The following is a 20,047-nucleotide window of genomic DNA, read 5'->3' on the forward strand; positions in this document are numbered from 1 at the left end:
GTCAGTCGACGGGAACCGCGTGCAGGATCGCGCGCGCCAGCGACGCACCATCGCCGACATCGGCGTCCGCGCCCAGGCGATGCGCGGCGACGGGCGCGAACAAGGCCTGCACGTCTTCGGGAACGACGTGTTCGCGACCGAGCAACAACGCATACGCGCGCGCCGCACGCAGCAAGGCCAGGCCGGCGCGCGGCGACAGCCCGACGCGCACGCCCGGATGGCGACGGCTGCGCGCAAGCAAGGCCTGCACGTAGGACACCAGCGCCTCGCCGGTGTGCACATCGTTCGCGGCAGTGCGCAGCGCGAGCACGTCGGCGTTGCCGAGCACGGGCTTGGCCTGCGCGATCAACTCGCGTCGGTCGGTCCCCGCGAGCAAGGCGCGTTCGGCCTCTTCGCCCGGATAACCGAGCGTCAGGCGCAGCAGGAAGCGATCGAGCTGCGAATCGGGCAACGGATACGTGCCCGCCAGGTCCACCGGATTCTGCGTGGCGATCACGAAGAACGGCGAGGGCAGGGCATGCGTGCGTCCGTCGACGGTGACCTGGTGTTCGGCCATCGCCTCGAGCAGCGCGCTCTGCGTGCGTGGCGGCGCGCGATTGATTTCATCGGCGAGCAGCACGTGCGCGAAGATCGGTCCGGGATGGAAATCGAAACGCCGGGATTGCGCATCGAACACCGAGACGCCGAGGATGTCGGCAGGCAACAGGTCCGAGGTGAACTGCACGCGCTGGAACCCCAGGCCGAGCGTGGCCGCCATCGCATGGGCGAGCGTGGTCTTGCCCAGGCCGGGCAGGTCTTCGATCAACAGGTGGCCATCGGACAGCAAGGCCACGAAGGCCAGCCGGACCGCCTGCGGCTTGCCCAGCACCAGCGTGTTGACCTGGCCCTGGGCATCCCCGAGGGTCTGGCGGAGCGCATCGGGTAGCATCTTCGCGGCCGGGAGTGCAGACATACGCTTCCTGCTGGGTTGGGCACGATGTTCGATGGAGTGTACGAGTTCGAGTCTAACGAGGCCGGGGTCGATGCGGAACGAAGAAGACGCACGGCGCGCGCGACGCGCGTTCCTGTGGACATGGGCCGTGGTGGCTGCGATCAAGTTGTGGGTCGCGGTGCGCCTGCCGCCGTTCGTCGATGAAGCCTTCTACTGGCAGGAGGGCCGGCATCTGGCGCTCGCCTATTCCGACGTTCCGGGCCTCACCGCGTGGCTCGCGCGCCTGGGCACGGCCGTGGCGGGCACCAACGTCTTCGGGTTGCGCTGGCCGTTCCTGTTGATCGGCATGGCCTTGCCGTGGCTGATCGTGCGCATCGCCCGGCATGCGTGCGCGCCGAAGGATGGCGACCGCACGTGCGATGTCTTCGCATGGCAGGCCGGCTTGCTCGCAGTGTTGTTGCCGCTGGGCGGCACGCTCGGCTTGCTCGCGGTGCCCGACGTGCCGCTCGCGCTGGCGACCTTGTTGTGCGTGGATGCCGGTGCGCGGTTGTTGCGCAAGGTCGATCCCGCCGGCGCGCTCGAACTCGCCGCGGGCCTGGCCATCGGCGCGTTGAGCCACTATCGCTTCGCGGCCGTGATCGGCGTGGGCCTGGTCGCGTTGCTGATGATCCCGCGCGGGCGCCATGTGTTGAAGGATGTGCGCACGTGGGTCGCGCTCGCGATCGGCGCGGTCGCATGGACGCCGCTGGTCGTGTGGAACCTCGACAACGCCGATGCGGGCCTGCGCTTCCAGCTCGTCGATCGCCATCCGTGGAATTTCCATTTCGACGGCGCGTGGTTCTTCGTCATCCAGGCGCTGCTCGCCACGCCGCTGTTGTTCGCCGCGATGGCGCACGCGGCGGTGCGCGGCTGGCACGGGCAGGGCGCGGACGATCGCAACCATGCCCGGTATTTCGCGTTGCTCGGCGGCGGCACGGTGGTGGCGTTCTGCCTGCTCGGCTTCTTCGCCGACAACGAGCGCATCAGTTTCCACTGGACGCTCGCCGGCCTGTACGCGCTGGTGCCGCTCGTGCCGGCGACGCTCGCGCAATGGCCGCGCGGCTGGCGGCGCGCGACCTGGGCGCTCGCGGTGGCGGGGCTGGTCGCGATCCTCGGGTATTACCTGGTGGTTTCCAGTCCGGTCGCGCGTGCGCGGTTCGCGGCGGCGAAATGGTATCCGGCCAATTTCGCCGGCTGGAGTGCGCTCGCCGACGCGGTGCGCGAGGAACGCGCCAAGCTGCGGCCCGATGCGCGCATCGTCGCCGACAATTTCAAGGTCGGCGCGGAACTCGGATTCGCGCTCGACGATCCGGACATCGCAGTCCTGCCGCATGCGCTCAACATGGCGCACGGGCGCGCGCCGCAATTGGATTTGTGGAAGCTGAGCGTCCACGACCGCGCGTCGCTGGGCGCACGTGAACTGCTGCTCGTGGTGGGGGCCTCGGAAGTGCGGTATCGCGACTTGCTGCAGCACTACCACGCCCTGTGCGACATGCTCGGTCCGCTGCCGCCGCCGCGCGTGGTGAACATCGACCACGGGCGGCAGCGGTTCCTGTTGTTTCGCATGCCCGCCAAACGCGCGGCGGGCCAATGCACGGCGCCGGCGATGGCCTACATCGATTCGCCGCTGGCGAAGGCGCGCGTGTCGCGCGATTTCGAAGCGGCGGGCTGGGCGTTCAAGGATGGCGTGGGCATCGCGCGCGTGGAAGTCACGCTGGATGGCGAAGTGGTCGGCCTGGCCGATTACGGGCAGCAACACGTCGGCATCCGCGGTTACTGGCGCGATTCGAACGATCCGCAACACCCCTACGTGGCGTGGACCGCGCGCGTGCGCGTGGGCGCCGTGTCGCCGGGCATGCATTGGCTCGGGTTGCGGCTGACCGGGCGCGACGGCAGTGTCGAACAATGGTCCGAGCAACCGCTGCGGATCGTCGACTGATCCTCAGGGAAGCGCGAAGCCCGCGGCGCGCAGCATGCGCGCCGTGGCGATCATCGGCAGGCCGATCAACGCCGTGGGATCGTGCGTTTCGATCGCATCGAACAACGCGATGCCGAAGCCTTCGGATTTGAAGCTCCCTGCGCAATCGAAGGGTTGCTCGGCATCGACGTAGCGTTGCACTTCATCTAGGGACAAACGACGGAAGCGCACGCGCGTGCAATCGACCGAATCGAAGGCGGCATCGTCGCACCGCACACTCACCGCGGTGCGGAAGACCACGGTGCGCGCGGACATCGACAGCAGTTGCGCGATCGCCGTGTCGCGATCGCCCGATTTGCCGAGCGGCGTGCCGTCGAGGTCGGCGACCTGGTCCGACCCGATCACCCAGCTTCCGGGGTGCGCGGCGGCGACGGCTTCGGCTTTCGCGCGCGCCAGGCGGAGCGCGAGGGAGGCCGGGGATTCGCCCGGGGCCGGGGTTTCGTCGACCTCGGGCCGCACGACATCGAAGGGCAGGCGCAGGCGGCCGAGCAACTCGCGCCGGTAGGGCGAGGTGGAGGCGAGGATCAGGTGCATGGTCAGGCCAGCGGCGCGCGGGCGCGTTCGATGAGGGCCAGCTGGGCCTCGATGCGGGCGCGGGCGGCGTCGATCGACGTGCGCACGGTCTGCAGTTCCCCCAGCGAGGCGGTCTGGCCGTGCTTCTGGAGCCACAGCCGCTGGCGGAGCATTTCACGCAGGGCCTGCTGGACCGGGTTGTCGTCGTCGCCGGCGACGGCCTCGATCTCGGCCCGGGCCACGCGCAGGCGGGCTTCCAGGGCGTCGGCGGAGTCCAGGAGCGCGGCCACGGCCCGCTGGCGGCCCCGGTTCGCCCGGCGCCGCAGGGCCAGGATGAATGCGGCCGTGACGACCACCGCAAGGATGAGGATGAGCAGGGTGGTGGTCACGCAGGCTTCCGAGGACAATCTGCTCGGCAGTCTGCCGTCCGATTCCCTGCCTTATCAAGCAGTTCGAAGTCCGGCGGTTTGACACCGATGGGGTGCGTGCCTAACAATTCCCGGCTTATGTCCGCCGATACGCCCACCCATTCGGCCGGTCACCCACGCGGGCTTCCGGAACAATTGGACGCCTGGCGCATGGTCGCCGCGCAACGCACCTTCGAAGGCGCGCTGCCGCTGGCCGGCATGCAGCGGTTGAAGGGCGCACTCGCGGACACCGAAGGCAGCGCACGCGTCGAGGTCGAATTCGGCCAGGACATGTTGCGCATCCCCTTCGTCGAGTTGCGGATCGATGCCAGGCTCCCGCTGGAATGCCAGCGCAGCCTGAAGAAATTCGCACTGCCGGTATCGATCGTGCAACGGCTCGGTCTGATCCGCGACGAGGAAGGGGAGAATGCATTGCCGGAAGGCTACGAGGCGCTGCTGGTCGGCGACGATGGCCTGCTGCGGCTCGCGGAGCTGGTGGAGGACGAACTGATCCTCGCCGTCCCCGTGGTCCCCGTGGCGCCCGGTACCGAGGCGGTCGAGCGCGACTGGACCGCATCGGAAGAAGAAATGCAGCGCGCAAGCCCGTTTGCCGGGCTGTCGGCGCTGAAGGACAAACCGAAAGGCTGATCGCAGCCCTTCGACAATTCAAAAAGCTTTCATCGGAGCAAGACCATGGCTGTCCAGAAGTCCCGTGTTTCCCCGTCCAAGCGCGGCATGCGCCGTTCGCACGACGCCTTGACGGCCAAGCAGCTGTCGACCGACCCGACCACGGGCGAAACGCACCTGCGCCACCACGTGACCGCCGACGGCTACTACCGCGGCAAGAAGGTCGTGCCGTCGAAGAACCGCGTCGTCGAAGAGTGACGATCGCGGCGCCGGCGCGCCAAAGCGCCGGCGCCCCCGGGCCAATTCCATCCAGGGCAGGGGCATGACCCAGCAAGTGTTCGCGCGCATCGCCGGTACCGGTAGCTATCTGCCGGAAAAGGTCCTCACCAACGACGATCTGGCCAAGCTCGTCGATACCAGCGATGAGTGGATCACCGCGCGCACCGGTATTCGCGAGCGCCACGTGGCCGCCGAAGGCGAAACCACCGGCGACCTCGCGTACCACGCAGCCGTTCGCGCGCTCGAAGCCGCGGGCGTGCAGGCCTCCGAGCTCGACCTGATCATCCTGGGCACGACGACGCCGGACCTGGTGTTCCCGTCGACCGCGTGCCTGGTGCAACACCGCCTCGGCGCGCTCGGCTGCCCGGCCTTCGACGTCAACGCCGCCTGCTCGGGTTTCATCTACGCGCTCACGGTCGCCGACAAGTTCATCCGTTCCGGTGCGGCGAAAACCGCGCTGGTGATGGGTTCGGAAACGCTGACGCGCATGGTCGACTGGACCGACCGCACCACGTGCGTGTTGTTCGGCGACGGCGCCGGCGCGGTCGTGCTCAAGGCCGACACCGAGACCGGCATCCTCAGCACGCACATGCACGCCGACGGCAGCAGGAAGGAATTGCTGTGGAGCCCGGTCGGCGTCTCGGTCGGCTTCAAGGCCGAGGAAAACGGCGGCGTACGCATCCAGATGACCGGCAACGACGTGTTCAAGCACGCGGTGAAGGCGCTGGATTCGGTGGTCGAAGAAGCGCTCGAAGCCAACGGCATGGACCGCCACGACATCGACTGGCTGATCCCTCACCAGGCCAACCTGCGCATCATCGAAGCCACGGCCAAGCGCCTGGACATGCCGATGGACCGCGTGGTCGTCACCGTCGACAAGCACGGCAATACCTCTTCGGGTTCGGTGCCGCTGGCGCTGGACGAAGCGGTGCGCACGGGCAAGGTGCAGCGCGGGCAGCTGGTGCTGCTGGAAGCCTTCGGCGGCGGCTTCACGTGGGGCTCGGCGCTGCTTCGTTACTGATCGTTCGCGCCGCATCGGCGGCGTGTCGGACTCCGCAGTTCACACGTTACATACGTCGTCGTACAGACGCCCCGCGGCGAACGCACTTATCATGCCGCCCTCTTTGCAACGGGTGACCGCGTGAGCAATCCCCAACTCGCCTTCGTATTTCCCGGACAGGGCTCGCAATCGGTCGGAATGCTTTCCGACCTGGCCGCGGGCGATGCGCGCGTGCGCGCGGCGTTCGACGAAGCCTCCGAAGGCGCAGGCGCGGATCTGTGGTCGCTCTCGCAGCAGGGCCCGGAAGAGCAACTCAACAAGACCGAATTCACGCAGCCTGCGCTGCTCGCCGCCGGCGTCGCCGCATGGCGCGCGTGGCAGGCGCGCGGTGGTGCGCAGCCGGCGTTGTTCGCAGGCCACAGCCTGGGCGAATACGCCGCGCTCGTCGCCGCCGGTGCGTTGTCGCTGCACGACGGCGCCAAGCTCGTCCGCCTGCGCGGCCAACTGATGCAGGACGCCGCGCCCGCCGGCACCGGCGCGATGGCCGCCGTGCTCGGCGCCGAAGACGCGCTCGTGCTGGAAGTCTGCAAGGAAGCCTCGGGCGACGACATCGTCGTGCCCGCCAACTTCAACTCGCCGGGCCAGATCGTCATCGGTGGCCATGCGGCCGCGGTGGATCGCGCGCTCGAGTTGCTCGCCGCACGCGGCGTGCGCAAGGCCGTGAAGCTCGCCGTCAGCGTGCCGTCGCACACGCCGCTGATGCGCGAAGCCGCCAACCGCCTGTCCGAAGCGATGAATGCACTGGCGTGGTCGGCGCCCGATCGCCCGGTGGTGCAGAACGTCGACGCCGAAGTGCACGAGGGCGTGCAATCGATCCGCGATGCGCTCGTGCGCCAGCTCTACCTGCCGGTGCAATGGACCGGTTGCGTGCAGGCGCTCACCGCGCGCGGCGCCACGCGCATCGTCGAATGCGGGCCGGGCAAGGTGTTGACGGGGCTGGTCAAGCGCATCGACAAAACGCTCGACGCGCGTGCGATCGGCACGTCCGCCGACTTCGAATCCGCGCTCACCGAATGGAGCCAGGCATGAGCGAACAAACCTTGAAGGGCGAAGTCGCGCTGGTGACCGGCGCCAGCCGCGGCATCGGCGCGGCGATCGCCGACGAACTCGCCGCACTGGGCGCGACCGTCATCGGCACGGCCACCACCGACAACGGCGCGGCCGCCATCGGCGAACGCCTCGCGGCCAAGGGCGGCCACGGCCGCATGTTGAACGTCACCGACGGCGCGTCGGTCGAAGCGCTCATCGATGCGATCGGCAAGGAATTCGGCGGCGTCTCCATCCTCGTCAACAACGCCGGCATCACGCGCGACAACCTGTTGATGCGCATGAAGGACGAAGACTGGCAGGCGATCCTCGACACCAACCTGACGAGCGTGTATCGCACCTCCAAGGCCGTCATGCGCCCGATGATGAAGGCGCGCAAGGGCCGCATCATCAACATCGCCTCGGTCATCGGCGTCACCGGCAACGCGGGGCAGGCGAACTACGCCGCCGCGAAGGCCGGCATCATCGCCTTCAGCAAGTCGCTCGCGAAGGAAATCGGCAGCCGCGGCATCACCGTGAACGTGGTCGCCCCGGGCTTCATCGCCACCGACATGACCGCGGGCCTGCCCGAGGACGCCAAGGCCGCGCTCGTGGGCCAGATCGCGCTGGGCCGCCTCGGCGAGCCGGCCGACATCGCCCGCGCCGTGGCCTTCCTGGCCGGGCCGTCGGCGGCTTACATCACCGGCGAGACCCTGCACGTCAACGGCGGCATGTACATGCCCTGACGGCTGGGCCAAGCCGCCACACCAATTCCACCCACCGGCTTGCCGGGCCAGGCCCCCACGCGCCGCCCCCCGGCTTCCACTACACTACCCGCCTGAACAGACTCCCTGGAGGAGCACGATCCATGAGCAGCATCGAAGAACGCGTCAAGAAGATCGTCATCGAACAGCTTGGCGTCAAGGAAGAAGAAGTGACCAACAGCGCTTCGTTCGTCGACGACCTCGGCGCCGACTCGCTCGACACCGTCGAACTGGTGATGGCGCTCGAAGAGGAATTCGAGTGCGAGATCCCGGACGAAGAGGCCGAGAAGATCACCTCGGTGCAGCAGGCCATCGATTACATCAAGGCGCACGTCAAGGCCTGAAGCAGGGCATGACGTCGCAGCCACGGGGCCGCTTTCGCGGCCCTGTGTGTTTCTGCGATTGCATTCGCCGCCGTACGTGAATTCTCGTACGGCGGGTCCAAGAAGTTGAGGAGCACTCTATGCGTCGCGTCGTCGTAACGGGAATGGGCATCGTCTCGCCGCTGGGCAACGACCTGGCAAGCACCTGGGACGGCATCGTCAACGGGCGTTCGGGCATCGGCCCGGTCACGCACTTCGATGCGTCCAACCTGACCACGCGCATCGCCGGCGAAGTGCGCGACTTCGACGTCACCCGCTGGGTGGGGCCGAAGGACGCCAAGAAGATGGATGAGTTCATCCACTACGGCGTGGCGGCTTCGCTGATGGCGCGCGACGACGCGGGCCTGGTCATCGACGAGTCCAATGCCGAGCGCATCGGCGCGATCATCGGCTCGGGCATCGGCGGCCTGCTCGGCATCGAAGAGCAGACGATCAAGGCGCACGAAGGCGGCCCGCGCAAGATCTCGCCGTTCTACGTGCCCAGCACGATCATCAACATGGTCCCCGGCCAGGTGTCGCTGCTCACCGGCGCCAAGGGTCCGAATTTTTCCGCGGTCTCCGCCTGCGCGACGTCGAACCATTCGATCGGCATCGCCATGCGCATGATCCAGCACGGCGACGCCGACGTCATGTTCGCCGGCGGCGCCGAACGCGGCTCGACGCCGACCTCGATGGGCGGCTTCTGCTCGATGAAGGCGATGTCCACGCGCAACGACGATCCCACGCGCGCCTCGCGCCCGTGGGACAAGGACCGCGACGGCTTCGTGCTCGGCGACGGCGCCGGCATCCTCATCCTGGAGGAATACGAATTCGCGAAGGCGCGCGGCGCGCGCATCTACTGCGAGCTCGCCGGTTTCGGCGCCAGCTCCGATGCCTTCCACATGACCGCGCCCAGCGAAGATGGCGACGGCCCCGCGCGTTGCATGGCCGCGGCCTTCCGCGACGCGAAGATCAACGCCGACCAGGTGCAGTACCTCAACGCGCACGGCACGTCCACGCCGCTTGGGGATGTGGCCGAAACGCTCGCGATCAAGCGCGCGCTCGGCGAACACGCGTACAAGACGATGGTCAGCTCCACCAAGTCGATGACCGGCCACCTGCTCGGCGCGGCTGGCGGTGCCGAAGCGGTGTTCTCGGTGATGGCGCTGCACCAGGGCATCATTCCGCCGACCATCAACCTGGAAAACCCGGGCGAAGGCTGCGACCTGGATTACGTGCCCAACGTGGCCCGCGAGAAGCACATCGACATCGCGGTGTCGAACGGCTTCGGCTTCGGCGGCACGAACGGCACCTTGGTGTTCCGCCGCATTTGATGGCAGGAGACGGGCCCGTGCTCGTCACGCACCAACTCGACCCGGCCCTCGACCTGCTGGCCCTGCACCGGCAGGCGCCGGCGCGCTATCCGGTGCTGCTGGAATCCAGCGCACACGGCACCGCGCAGGGGCGTTGGGACATGTTGTTCGTCGATGGCGGCGAAACCGTGCGGCTGGATCGCGACGGTGTCGTGCGCGACCAGCACGGCGCCGCGCGCGACGGCGATTTCCTTGCGGCGCTCGATGCGCAGTGGCAGGCCGCGCGCGTGCCGCGCGACGAACCGCGCTGGCCCTTCCGCGGCGGCTGGGTGGTGTTCCTCGCCTACGAACTCGCGGGTGAAGTCGAACCCGTGCTCCGCCTGCCGCAAGCGCAGGGCCACGTGCCCGTCGCGTATGCGATGCGCAGCCCCGCGGCGGTGTTGCGCGATCACGCGACGGGCGAAGTGTTCGCCATCGCCGAAGCGGGGCAACGCGCGTGGATCGAAACGCTCCTCGCCGACGCACAGGCTGCGGCTTCGTTGCCGCCTTTGCCGGAATGGCGCGCGCCCGCGTCGATCGAAGAAGACGAACCGGAGCGCTTCACGCGCGGCGTCGAACGCGTGATCGAACACCTCGCCGCGGGCGATGTGTTCCAGGTGAATCTCTCGCGCGGTTGGCGTGCGCGCTTCGATGCGCCGTTGCCACCCGCCGAATTGCATGCGCGTTTGCGTACCGCGAATCCGGCGCCGTTCGCCGGCCTGTTCGCGGGGCCCGACTGGGCCATTGTCAGTTCCTCACCCGAGCGTCTGGTGTCGATTCGCGGCGATGCAGTGGAAACGCGTCCGATCGCCGGCACCCGCCCGCGCTTGCCCGGCGACGACGAAGCCGCGCGCATCCGCGAATTGGTCGGCCATCCGAAAGAGCGCGCCGAACACGTGATGCTCATCGACCTGGAGCGCAACGACCTCGGCCGCGTGTGCACGCCGGGCAGCGTCGAGGTCGACGAGTTGATGACGGTCGAAAGCTACGCGCACGTGCACCACATCGTGAGCAACGTGCGCGGACGCCTGCGCGCGGACGCCACCCCCGGCGACGTGATCCGCGCCGTATTTCCCGGCGGCACGATCACCGGTTGCCCGAAAGTGCGCTGCATGCAGATCATCGCCGCGCTGGAAGGGCAGGGGCGCGGCGCCTACACCGGCGCATTCGGCTGGTTGAACCGCGACGGCGACCTGGACCTCAACATCCTGATCCGCAGTGCGGAACTCGAAGGCGACACGCTGCGCTTCCGCACGGGCGCGGGCATCGTCATCGATTCGATTCCGCAGCGTGAGCTCGACGAAACGCGGGCGAAGGCGCGCGGGTTGCTGCGCGCACTGGGCGCGGGCGAATGAGCGGGCGCTCGTTCATCGGCGATCACCGCGTCGATGCCTTGCCGGGCGACGCGCGCGGATTCGCCTATGGCGACGGCGTGTTCGAAACGATGCGCGTGCAGGCAGGCACGGTGCCGTGGTGGGCGGCGCATCGTGCGCGCCTGGAAGCCGGTGCCGAACGGTTGCACCTGTCGTTGCCGTCGGACACCGCGATCGACGGCGTGCTGGCCGAGTTGTTCGACGACTTGGGCGACGGCGTCGCGCGCCTGATCGTCACGCGCGGCGGAGGCGGTCGCGGGTACGCGCCCGATTTCGATGCGCCGCCGGTGTGGCGGCTGTCGCGCCATCCGCTTCCCGCGCCCGCGCGCGAAGGCGGCCTGGTCCTGCGCTGGTGCGAAACCCGGCTCGCGGTGCAACCCGCGCTCGCCGGCCTCAAGCATTGCAATCGCCTCGAGCAGGTCCTCGCGCGGGCCGAATGGAACGATGCCGACATCGACGAAGGCCTGATGTGCAGCACCGACGGCGACGCGGTCTGCGCGACCGCCGCGAACCTGTTCGTGCTCCGCGGCGATCGCTGGACCACGCCGCGCATCGACCGATGCGGGGTGGCCGGCACCTGCCGTGCGTGGCTCCTGTCGCAAACCGGCGCGACGGAAGACCGCCTGGCCCCGGTCGACGTCGAAACCGCCGACGCTGTCCTGCTCTGCAACGCCGTGCGGGGTATCCTGCCCGTGGCCCGGCTTCAGGCGCGCACCTTCGCACCGCACCCGGCCGTGGCGGAGCTCGTGCAGCACTTGTCGCGTGCGCATCCGGGCTTCTCCGCAGGACCTTTGCCATGACCATGGAGGTGGCGTGACACGCAGTCGACGCAGCCGGCGTCCGCCCGGCCCACGCCGCAGTCGCGGCATATCCAAGCTTTTCGTGCTCGTCGTGCTGCTCGCACTGGCGGGCGCCGCCTTCTGGGCGTGGCAGCGTTACACCGGATTCTCCGATGCGCCGATGGCGGGCATCGAACAAGGGGAAACCCTGGTGGTGAAGCCCGGAGATTCGCTCGCCAAGGTCGTCGCGCGCTTGCGCGCATCGGGCGTGCAGACCGGGCATCGGGTCGAATGGCTGGCGCTCGCGCGCGAACTCGGCGCGGCCAACAAGATCCAGGTGGGCGAGTACGCGCTGGAACCGGACATGTCGCCGCGCGACCTGCTGCAGGCCTTGCGAGACGGCCGGGTCATCAGCCGCGGCTTCATGATCGTGCCCGGCTGGACCATGCGCGATGTCCGCGCCGCCCTCGCGCGCGACACCACGCTGCAGCACGAAACCGCGGAGATGACCGATGCCGCGCTGATGGCGAAGCTCGGCCACGCGGGCGAACATCCCGAAGGGCGCTTCCTGCCCGAGACCTATCAGTACGTCCGCGGCGACAGCGATCTGGACATCCTGCGACGCGCGCACGATGCGATGACGCGCGCGCTGGACGCGGCATGGGAAGCGCGCGCGAAGGACACGGTGCTCAAGTCGAAGGACGAAGCCCTCATCCTCGCCTCGATCGTCGAGAAGGAAACCGGCGTGGCCGATGAGCGTCCGCAGATCGCGGGCGTCTTCGCGCGGCGGCTCCGGCTCGGCATGCGCCTGGAAACCGACCCGACGATCATCTACGGCATGGGCAGCGCCTACGCCGGCAACATCCGCAAGGCGGACCTGCAGGCCGACTCGCCCTACAACACCTACAAGATCGCCGGCCTGCCGCCGACGCCGATCGCGATGCCCGGCATCGACGCGCTACGCGCGGTCGTCAATCCTGCGGGCGGAAACGCGCTCTACTTCATGGCCGTCGGCGACGGCAGCGGGCGCCACGTCTTCAGCAGCAACTACGCCGACCACCAGGCCGCGTGGCGCGCGTACATGGCGCGTTATCGCGCAAGGAATCGTGCGCAGTGAACGGCCTGGTGACGCAACCGCGCTTCATTTCCCTGGAAGGCGGCGAAGGCGCGGGCAAGTCCACGGTGCTCAACGCGCTGCGCGATGCGTTGGCGGCCACCGGCGCCGAAGTGGTCTGCACGCGCGAACCGGGCGGCACGCCGCTGGCCGAACGCATCCGTGCGCTGCTGCTCGATCCCACGCATGAACCGGCCTGCGCGGAAACCGAACTCCTGCTGATGTTCGCAGCACGCGCGCAGCACGTGCGCGAAACGGTGTTGCCCGCGCTGGAACGCAATGCCTGGGTGTTGTCGGATCGCTTCACCGATTCCAGCTACGCCTACCAGGGCGGCGGACGCGGGCTGGATCCTGCGCTGATCGCCGAACTCGAACGCCGTTTTGTCGTCGTGCAGCCGGGCCTGACGCTGCTGCTCGACCTGCGCGTGCAGCAGGGCCGCGAGCGCACGCGCGGGCGCGACCTGGTGCCCGACCGCATCGAAAGCGAGCGCGACGAATTCTTCGAGCGCGTCCGCGCGTCCTACCTGGCGCGCGCCGGCGCCGAGCCCGAGCGCATCCGCGTCATCGATGCGTCGGCCTCCGCCGAGGATGTCGCCCTGCGCGCGTCGGCACTGTTGCAGCACTACATCGAGCGCGCCCTGTGACGCCGCTCGCGCCCTGGCAGCAGCGCATCTATTCGCACCTGCTGTCGGTGCATGAAGCCGGCCGGCTCGGGCATGGCGTGTTGTTCGTCGGGCCGGCGGGCATCGGCAAGCGCGCGGTCGTCGAACGTCTGGCGCAGCGCGTGTTGTGCCGTCAACCGCCCGATTCAGGGCTCCCCTGCGGCACGTGCAAGAGCTGCCAGTTGTTCGTCGCAGGCACGCACCCGGATTACAGCTTCGTGAGTTTCCTGCCGAATACCGAAGGCACGAAGCTGCGCACCGAGATCGTCATCCAGCAGATCCGCGAACTCTCCCAGCGCCTCGCGCTCACGCCGCAGTACGGCGGCGCGCAGGTCGCGCTGATCACGCCGGCCGACGCGATCAACCACGCCGCCGCGAATGCATTGCTCAAGACGCTCGAAGAACCGCAACCCGGTCGTTATCTGTGGTTGCTGAGCGCGCATCCCTCGCGCCTGCCCGCGACGATCCGCAGCCGCACGCACCGCGTCGAATTCCATCTGCCCCCGCGCGACGAATCCTTGGCCTGGCTTGCCACGCAAGGCCACAAGCCCGCGGCCGCCGAGGAAGCGCTCGACGCAGCGCGCGGCCATCCGGGCCTGGCCGACGACTGGTTGCGCAACGACGGGCTCGCGTTGCGTCGACAGGTCGCCGCCGACCTCGACAAACTGGAACAGGGCACCGCCGGCGCGCTCGCCACCGCGCAGGCGTGGGTGGCCGATGAATACGCCGGAATGCGTCTAAGACATGCGGCGGACCTGGCTTTGCAACGCGCCACGCGCTTGACCGATCCGGGGCGAACCCGCAGTCTGGCCGCGTGGTTCGATGCAGCGAACCGCACCCGCGAGTTGCTGCGCACCACGGTGCGCGCCGATCTTGCGGTCACGGAATTGTTGTTGGCCTGGCGCGGCGATGCGCCGGTGCCGGTCGCACGAGGGGGCAGGGGATGAGCGCAGTCGCAGGGGCAGGCGGGGCACGGCAGGGCATCCTGTCGCTGGCCATCAAGGACAAGTCGGCGTTGTACAACGCGTACATGCCGTACCTGAAATCCGGCGGCATCTTCGTGCCGACGCCCAAGCGTTACTTCCTCGGCGACGAGGTCTTCCTGCTGCTCACGCTGCTCGAAGAGAAGGACCGCCTGCCGGTCGCCGGCAAGGTCGTCTGGGTCACGCCACCGGGTGCGCAGGGCAACCGCGCCGCGGGCATCGGCGTGCAGTTCGCCGACAGCGCCGAAGGCGAAGCGGTGCGCCACAAGATCGAGACGATCCTCGCGGGCACGCTCACGGCGGACAAGCCGACGCACACGATGTAACCGCGCCTCAGCGCAGCGCCGGCGAATCCCATCCCGCGCGCGGCGCGAAACGCGCACCGTATTTGCCTTCCAGCGCCTTCAACTTCGCCACGATCACATCGGCGCCGACCGCGCGGATGTGCTGGATCGGGCCGCCCCGGAAGGGCGCGAAGCCCGTGCCGAAGATCACGCCCGCATCGAGCAGATCGCCGTCGGCGACCACGCCATCGTGCAGGGCGGCGACCGATTCGTTGAGCATCGGCAGGATCAGGCGGTCCTCGAGATCGTCGGGTGCCTTGTAATCCTTCGGCAACTCCGGCTTGCGCGGCTTTCCTTCTTCCCAGGTGTAAAAGCCCTGGCCGTCCTTCTTGCCGCGCTTGCCCGATTCGAGCTTGTTCTCCAGTCCCGCGGGAATCGGCAACCCGAGGAAGGGCGCCAGTTCGCGACCGACACCGGCCGCGACATCCAGCCCGACGGTGTCGACCAATTCGATCGGCCCCATCGGCATGCCGAACTTCACCGCCGCCCTGTCGATCGCAGGGCCGGGGATGCCGTCGGCATACGCGGCCATCGCTTCGAGCATGTAGGGGAACAACACGCGGTTGACGAGGAAGCCCGGCGTGCCCGCGACGGGCACCGGCAACTTGTCGATCGCGCGGCAGAACGCGGCCAGGCGACGCTCGGTGTCTTCGGCCATCGCGTCGTGGCGGATGATTTCCACCAGAGGCATCAACGCCACCGGATTGAAGTAATGCAGGCCCGCGAAGCGCGCCGGTTGCGCGAGGCCCTCGCGCAACTCCGTCAGCGGAATCGACGAGGTGTTCGTCGTCAGCAACGCATCGGGTTTGAGGTGCGGCTCGATTTCCGCGTACAACGCGCGCTTCGCGTCGGGCCGTTCGATGATCGCTTCGATCACCAGGTCGGCGTTGTGCACGCCTTCACCGAGCAGGTCGCCGCGCAGGCGCGCCGACACCGCCGGGCGCTTGGCCTCCTCCTTGACCCGCTTGGCGAACAAGTCCTGCGCGCGCGTCAGCGCACCGTCGATGAAGCGTTGCTCGCGATCGGCGAGCGTGACTTCGAAGCCCTTGTAGGCCGACCACGCCGCGATGTCGCCGCCCATCACGCCTGCGCCGACCACGTGCACGCGCACGATGCCGTGATCCTTGCCGCCGAGACTTTTCAGACGCTCCTGCAGGAAGAAGACGCGCGTGAGGTTGCGCGCGGTCGGCGTGGAGGCGAGCTTCATCACCGACTTGCGTTCGGCCGACAGCAGCGACTGCACGCCGCCGCTCGCGCGACGCCAGGTTTCGATCAACGCGTACGGCGCGGGGTAGTGTTCCTTGCGCGCCTTGCGTGCGACTTGCTTGGCGAGCATCGGCGCCAGCGCCTGCCGCACGGGGAAGGTATTCGTCACCCATGCGAGCGCGCGCTGCTTGAACGGATGCACCGCGCCCTTGCGCGCGAGTTCGATCGCCGCGTCGGTGAGCATCGCCGGTTCGACCACCTTGTCGACCAGGCCGATCGCCTTGGCCTGTTTGGCCGACAACGCGCGGCCGGTCAGCATCATGTCGAAGGCCGCGGGGGCGCCGACCAGGCGCGGCAAGCGCACGCTGCCGCCCCAGCCCGGATAGATGCCGAGTTTCACCTCGGGCAGCCCCATGCGCGTGGACGCGTCGTTGGAGGCCACGCGATAGCGGCAGGCGAGCGCCAGTTCGGTGCCGCCGCCCATGCAATGGCCGTGGATCGCAGCGACCGTGGGGCAGCGCAATTCCGCCAGCCGCTGGAACACCTGCTGCCCGCGGCGCAGCGCATCGCCGACGGTACCCTTCGCGTCGAAGGCCGCGAATTCGCGGATATCGGCGCCGGCGATGAAGCCGGCGACCTTCGCCGAGCGCAGCACCAGGCCCTTGGGCGGATCCAGCGCCAGGCGCTCGAGGATGGCGTCGAGCTCCAGCAGGACGTCCTGCGCGAGCGTATTCACGCTTTCGCCGGCGCGGTCGAAGCTGAGCACGACGATGCCGTCGGCGGCGGATTCGGCACGCCAGTGGCTGAAGCGCAAACCGTCGAGACCAGCAAGCATGCGGCCACCATTCGTCGAGGTACGGGAGAGGCGTCTATGATCCCGGCGAGGTTTGGATGCCGTCAATGCCGCCCCCATTAGTCTTCTCGTGTCGGGCGAAGGCGGGGGTGAAGCCCGAACCGGCGCGCGGCGGGCACCGTGAACTTTCCCGCCGCCGACTTGTCCATATGCCCGGCCTCGGCCGAGCTGAGCATCCAGGAGTCCCCGGCGCGGCCATGGCCACCGAAAACGAATCGCAGGAGCTGGACCAGGCGCTCGTCGCCCGGGTGCAGCGTGGCGACAGCGTCGCCTTCGATCTGTTGGTACGGAAGTACCAGCATCGCGTGCAGGCGTTGATCGCGCGTTACATCCACGACTGGAGCGAAGTCCAGGACGTCGCACAGGAGACGTTCATCCGCGCGTATCGCGCGATCGGGAACTTCCGCGGCGATGCGCAGTTCTACACCTGGCTCCACAGGATTGCAGTCAACACGGCCAAGAACCACCTTGTCGCGCACAACCGCCGCCCGCCGACCGAGGACATCGACGTCTCCGACGCCGAGCAGTTCGATTCCGGCATCCGGTTGCGCGACACCGACACCCCGGAGCGCGAGCTGATGCGGCAGGAGATCGAAAGAACGGTGATGCGTGCGGTGGAGCGCCTGCCCACCGAACTGCGCGAAGCCATCACCCTGCGGGAAGTGGACGGACTGAGTTACGAAGACATCGCCGAACGGATGCAATGCCCGATCGGCACGGTGCGCTCGCGGATCTTCCGCGCGCGCGAGGCCATCGACGCGGAATTGCGCCCCGTGCTCGACACCGAACCGAAACGCGAGCGTGCCACCCGATGAACACGACGACCCCGAACAACCATTTCGATTCCGATCGCGAAGCGCTCAGCGCATTGTTCGATGGCGAGCTCGTCGGCGACGTCGCGCGCTTCGCGCTCAAGCGCCTGGACCACGACCAGAACTGGCGCAGCACCTGCGATCGCTGGCAACGCATCGGCGATGCGCTGCGCGGGCAGAGCGCCGCGCTGCCGCTGTCCTTCCCCGAGCGCGTGCGCGATGCCTTGCGCGACGAAGCCGCCGTCGCCGCCGTGCCTGCACGTCGCGCGGCCGGTGGTGGCATCCGCTGGGGCAGCGTCGGCATGGCGGCCTCCGCCGCGCTGGTCGCCTTCGTGCTGGCGCGCATGCCGATCGGTTTGGACGCCGCGCACAAGGCATCGCCTGCGCAAGTGGCCGCGCAGTCGCTGCAACAGGCGCCCGCGCAATCGCCGTCGACGCCCGATCCGGGTTTGCAGCAAGCCTCCGCCGCGGTGGCGATCGCCGCCGTCGCGCGTCCCTTGTCCGAGCGCGTCGCGCAGCGTTCGCGCAACGTCGAACGCGCACGCGCCGCCACCGATCGCGTGGTGAGCGCCGCCGTCGGCGCGCATTCGGGCGCGTCCAAATCCAACGCACCGTTCACCGGCGAAGCGCCGCAACCGGTCACCGCGATCAACACGGCATTGGTCGCCGATGTTCCCGAGGTGCATGCGAGCCAGGCACTGCAGCCGGGCACGTTGCAAACTAGCTTGCTGCAGGGCGAAGCGCTCCAGGCCGAGCCCGCGCGTCCGTGGCCGCGTGCCGTGCTGCCGCGCTTGAACGGCGGCGGCACCCTGTCGGCGGATTTCGCCGGCCCGTCGTTCTATCCCTTCTCGCCCGGCCCGACGCTGCAACCGGCGAACGACGACACCGCACCGGCGTCGCCGCCGGAACCCTGACGCCACGCCGGCGCACGCATCCCTTCGTTCACGCCATTTCGAGGCCCCGGTCCCGATGCGCAAACTGCTCCGTCACTTCCCCGCTCGCAACGCATTCCTGGTCGCGATGACCGCGGCCGCCACCTCCGCCGTGCTGCTGTCGACCGACCTGGCCGCGCAGACCACGGCACCCGCGGCCGCGCCCGCGCCGCAGATGGTCACGGGCTTGCCCGACTTCACCCATCTCGTCGACCAGGTCGGTCCCGCGGTCGTCAATGTCACCGCCAACATCGGCGCCGACACCGGCGACCAGCCGGCGATGGACGATGAAGAGGAAATGCCGGAGTTCTTCAAGCGCTTCTTCGGTCCGGGCATGCCGATGCCGCAGATGCCGCCCGGCGGCGGCGGCCAGGATCGCGGCGTGTCGATGGGCACGGGTTTCATCATTTCCAACGACGGCTACGTGCTGACCAACCACCACGTCGTCGACGGCGCCGACGAAGTCACGGTGAGGTTGTCGGATCGTCGCGAGTACAAGGCCAAGGTGGTCGGCAGCGACGAACAGTCGGATGTCGCGCTGCTCAAGATCGCCGCCACCAACCTGCCGTTCCTGCGCGCGGGCGATTCGCGCGCACTGCGTCCGGGCCAGTGGGTCGTCGCGATCGGTTCGCCCTTCGGGCTCGACCACTCGGTCACCGCGGGCATCGTCAGCGCCGTCGGCCGTTCCAATCCCTACGCCAACCAGCAGTACGTCCCCTTCATCCAGACCGACGTCGCGATCAACCGCGGCAACTCCGGGGGTCCCTTGCTCGATACGCGCGGCCAGGTGGTCGGCATCAATTCGCAGATCTTCAGCAACTCCGGCGGCTACATGGGCGTGAGCTTCGCCATTCCCATCGACGTGGCGATGAACGCGGTCGACCAGCTCAAGGCGAAGGGCCGCGTGAGCCGCGGCCTGCTCGGCATCGGCCTGGAAGGCATCGACAACGACCAGGCCCGCGCACTCGGCCTGCCCGATACACGCGGCGCGCTCGTGCGCGAAGTGCAGCCGGGCAGCGGCGCGGCGAAGGCCGGCGTGCAGCGGCTCGACGTGATCCGCGCGTTCAACGGCACGCCGATCGAAGATGCCTCGTCGTTGCCGCCGCTGGTGGGCGCGCTGCCGCCGGGTGCGAAGACGACGCTCTCGATCCTGCGCGACGGCAAGGCGCGCGACGTGACCGTGGTGCTCGGCGAACTCGCCGTGGCCGAACCGCGCGTGATCCCGACTTCCGCCACGCCGGCGCCGACCTACCGCAACCCGCTGGGCATCGTCGGTGAAGACGTCGACGCCGCGCAGCGCCGCCGGCTCGGCCTGGAGGACAACGAGGGCGTGGCGATCGCCCGCATCGAGGGCCTGGCCGCCCGCAAGGCGGGGCTGCAGCCGGGCGACATCATCCTGGCGGTCGGCCGCAATTCGGTCGGTTCGGCAGCGCAACTGGATCGCGAACTGGCGGCCGTGAAGCCCGGCGACACCGCCATGCTGCTGGTGCAGCGCGGCGGGACCAGCCGCTACGTCGCCGTCTCCCCGCGCCCGGCGGCCGAGACGCAGTAAATCCGTCCGCCGCATCGAGCTGCACCCGCGTCCACCCCGCCCAAGGGGCGGGCGCGGGCTAAGTCGCTGTAATCAGTGCCCGCTCCAATCAGTGCGATA

The 20,047-nt window shown here is 68.7% G+C and carries 21 protein-coding genes; 17 read left to right on the forward strand and 4 right to left on the reverse strand.

What is annotated here, in order from left to right; genetic code table 11:
- Position 1: 1 nt before the first annotated feature.
- On the reverse strand, positions 2-952 hold the full coding sequence (locus tag AB4059_RS12650) for an AAA family ATPase (protein WP_498979347.1): 951 nt from the start codon (positions 950-952) through the stop codon (positions 2-4).
- Between the two features lie 70 nt (positions 953-1,022).
- Here AB4059_RS12650 and AB4059_RS12655 point away from each other — a divergent pair, with 70 nt between their 5' ends.
- Positions 1,023-2,909: an ArnT family glycosyltransferase gene (locus AB4059_RS12655; RefSeq protein ID WP_498979348.1), complete on the forward strand. Its 1,887-nt coding sequence runs from the start codon at positions 1,023-1,025 to the stop codon at positions 2,907-2,909.
- A 3-nt stretch (positions 2,910-2,912) separates the two neighbouring features.
- Here AB4059_RS12655 and AB4059_RS12660 read toward each other — a convergent pair whose 3' ends face one another.
- Complete coding sequence (locus tag AB4059_RS12660; protein WP_498979349.1) at positions 2,913-3,482, reverse strand: Maf family protein; 570 nt, start codon at positions 3,480-3,482, stop codon at positions 2,913-2,915.
- A gap of 2 nt (positions 3,483-3,484) precedes the next feature.
- On the reverse strand, positions 3,485-3,850 hold the full coding sequence (locus tag AB4059_RS12665; RefSeq protein ID WP_498979350.1) for a hypothetical protein: 366 nt from the start codon (positions 3,848-3,850) through the stop codon (positions 3,485-3,487).
- Between the two features lie 117 nt (positions 3,851-3,967).
- Here AB4059_RS12665 and AB4059_RS12670 point away from each other — a divergent pair, with 117 nt between their 5' ends.
- The 13 genes from AB4059_RS12670 (at position 3,968) to AB4059_RS12730 (ending at position 14,575) form a co-directional block, all read left to right on the forward strand.
- Positions 3,968-4,516 (forward strand): YceD family protein, encoded by a 549-nt coding sequence (locus AB4059_RS12670; protein ID WP_498979700.1) that lies wholly within the window; start codon positions 3,968-3,970, stop codon positions 4,514-4,516.
- 45 nt (positions 4,517-4,561) lie between these two features.
- The gene (rpmF, locus tag AB4059_RS12675) at positions 4,562-4,753 is read left to right on the forward strand and encodes a 50S ribosomal protein L32 (protein ID WP_498963971.1); all 192 of its coding nucleotides are present in this window, start codon (positions 4,562-4,564) and stop codon (positions 4,751-4,753) included.
- Positions 4,754-4,817: 64 nt separating this feature from the next.
- A complete protein-coding gene (locus AB4059_RS12680) occupies positions 4,818-5,795 on the forward strand; it encodes a beta-ketoacyl-ACP synthase III (protein WP_498979351.1) in 978 nt (325 codons plus the stop codon).
- Between the two features lie 120 nt (positions 5,796-5,915).
- Complete coding sequence (gene fabD / locus AB4059_RS12685; RefSeq protein ID WP_498979353.1) at positions 5,916-6,863, forward strand: ACP S-malonyltransferase; 948 nt, start codon at positions 5,916-5,918, stop codon at positions 6,861-6,863.
- Complete coding sequence (gene fabG / locus AB4059_RS12690; protein WP_498979355.1) at positions 6,860-7,606, forward strand: 3-oxoacyl-ACP reductase FabG; 747 nt, start codon at positions 6,860-6,862, stop codon at positions 7,604-7,606. Before fabD ends, fabG begins: the two co-directional genes overlap by 4 nt.
- 122 nt (positions 7,607-7,728) lie before the next feature.
- Positions 7,729-7,968, forward strand: a complete 240-nt coding sequence (gene acpP, locus AB4059_RS12695) for an acyl carrier protein (RefSeq protein WP_036169052.1) — start codon at positions 7,729-7,731, stop codon at positions 7,966-7,968.
- A gap of 119 nt (positions 7,969-8,087) precedes the next feature.
- Entirely contained in the window at positions 8,088-9,320 is a 1,233-nt protein-coding gene (fabF, locus tag AB4059_RS12700; protein WP_498963979.1) for a beta-ketoacyl-ACP synthase II, read from the forward strand.
- A gap of 17 nt (positions 9,321-9,337) precedes the next feature.
- Positions 9,338-10,693, forward strand: coding sequence for an aminodeoxychorismate synthase component I (locus AB4059_RS12705; RefSeq protein ID WP_498979357.1), 1,356 nt, complete (start codon positions 9,338-9,340; stop codon positions 10,691-10,693).
- Entirely contained in the window at positions 10,690-11,511 is an 822-nt protein-coding gene (gene pabC / locus AB4059_RS12710; RefSeq protein WP_498979359.1) for an aminodeoxychorismate lyase, read from the forward strand. The genes AB4059_RS12705 and pabC overlap by 4 nt, the downstream gene beginning before the upstream one ends.
- An 82-nt stretch (positions 11,512-11,593) precedes the next feature.
- Complete coding sequence (mltG, locus tag AB4059_RS12715) at positions 11,594-12,607, forward strand: endolytic transglycosylase MltG (protein WP_498979361.1); 1,014 nt, start codon at positions 11,594-11,596, stop codon at positions 12,605-12,607.
- Positions 12,604-13,248, forward strand: a complete 645-nt coding sequence (gene tmk, locus AB4059_RS12720; RefSeq protein ID WP_498979362.1) for a dTMP kinase — start codon at positions 12,604-12,606, stop codon at positions 13,246-13,248. Before mltG ends, tmk begins: the two co-directional genes overlap by 4 nt.
- Positions 13,245-14,213 (forward strand): DNA polymerase III subunit delta', encoded by a 969-nt coding sequence (locus AB4059_RS12725; protein ID WP_498979364.1) that lies wholly within the window; start codon positions 13,245-13,247, stop codon positions 14,211-14,213. The genes tmk and AB4059_RS12725 overlap by 4 nt, the downstream gene beginning before the upstream one ends.
- Positions 14,210-14,575, forward strand: a complete 366-nt coding sequence (locus AB4059_RS12730) for a PilZ domain-containing protein (protein ID WP_156641539.1) — start codon at positions 14,210-14,212, stop codon at positions 14,573-14,575. The genes AB4059_RS12725 and AB4059_RS12730 overlap by 4 nt, the downstream gene beginning before the upstream one ends.
- A 7-nt stretch (positions 14,576-14,582) precedes the next feature.
- Here AB4059_RS12730 and AB4059_RS12735 read toward each other — a convergent pair whose 3' ends face one another.
- Complete coding sequence (locus AB4059_RS12735; RefSeq protein WP_498979365.1) at positions 14,583-16,634, reverse strand: 3-hydroxyacyl-CoA dehydrogenase NAD-binding domain-containing protein; 2,052 nt, start codon at positions 16,632-16,634, stop codon at positions 14,583-14,585.
- Between the two features lie 215 nt (positions 16,635-16,849).
- Between AB4059_RS12735 and rpoE the strand changes: the two genes are divergently transcribed.
- The 3 genes from rpoE to AB4059_RS12750 are packed head-to-tail and all read left to right on the forward strand — an operon-like array spanning position 16,850 to position 19,948.
- Positions 16,850-17,467, forward strand: a complete 618-nt coding sequence (gene rpoE / locus AB4059_RS12740) for an RNA polymerase sigma factor RpoE (RefSeq protein WP_498979366.1) — start codon at positions 16,850-16,852, stop codon at positions 17,465-17,467.
- Positions 17,464-18,378: a sigma-E factor negative regulatory protein gene (locus AB4059_RS12745; protein WP_498979368.1), complete on the forward strand. Its 915-nt coding sequence runs from the start codon at positions 17,464-17,466 to the stop codon at positions 18,376-18,378. The genes rpoE and AB4059_RS12745 overlap by 4 nt, the downstream gene beginning before the upstream one ends.
- A gap of 55 nt (positions 18,379-18,433) precedes the next feature.
- Entirely contained in the window at positions 18,434-19,948 is a 1,515-nt protein-coding gene (locus AB4059_RS12750; protein ID WP_498979369.1) for a DegQ family serine endoprotease, read from the forward strand.
- Positions 19,949-20,047 lie beyond the last annotated feature (99 nt).

Source organism: Lysobacter sp. 2RAF19 (assembly GCF_052115395.1).
Lineage (GTDB): Bacteria > Pseudomonadota > Gammaproteobacteria > Xanthomonadales > Xanthomonadaceae > Noviluteimonas.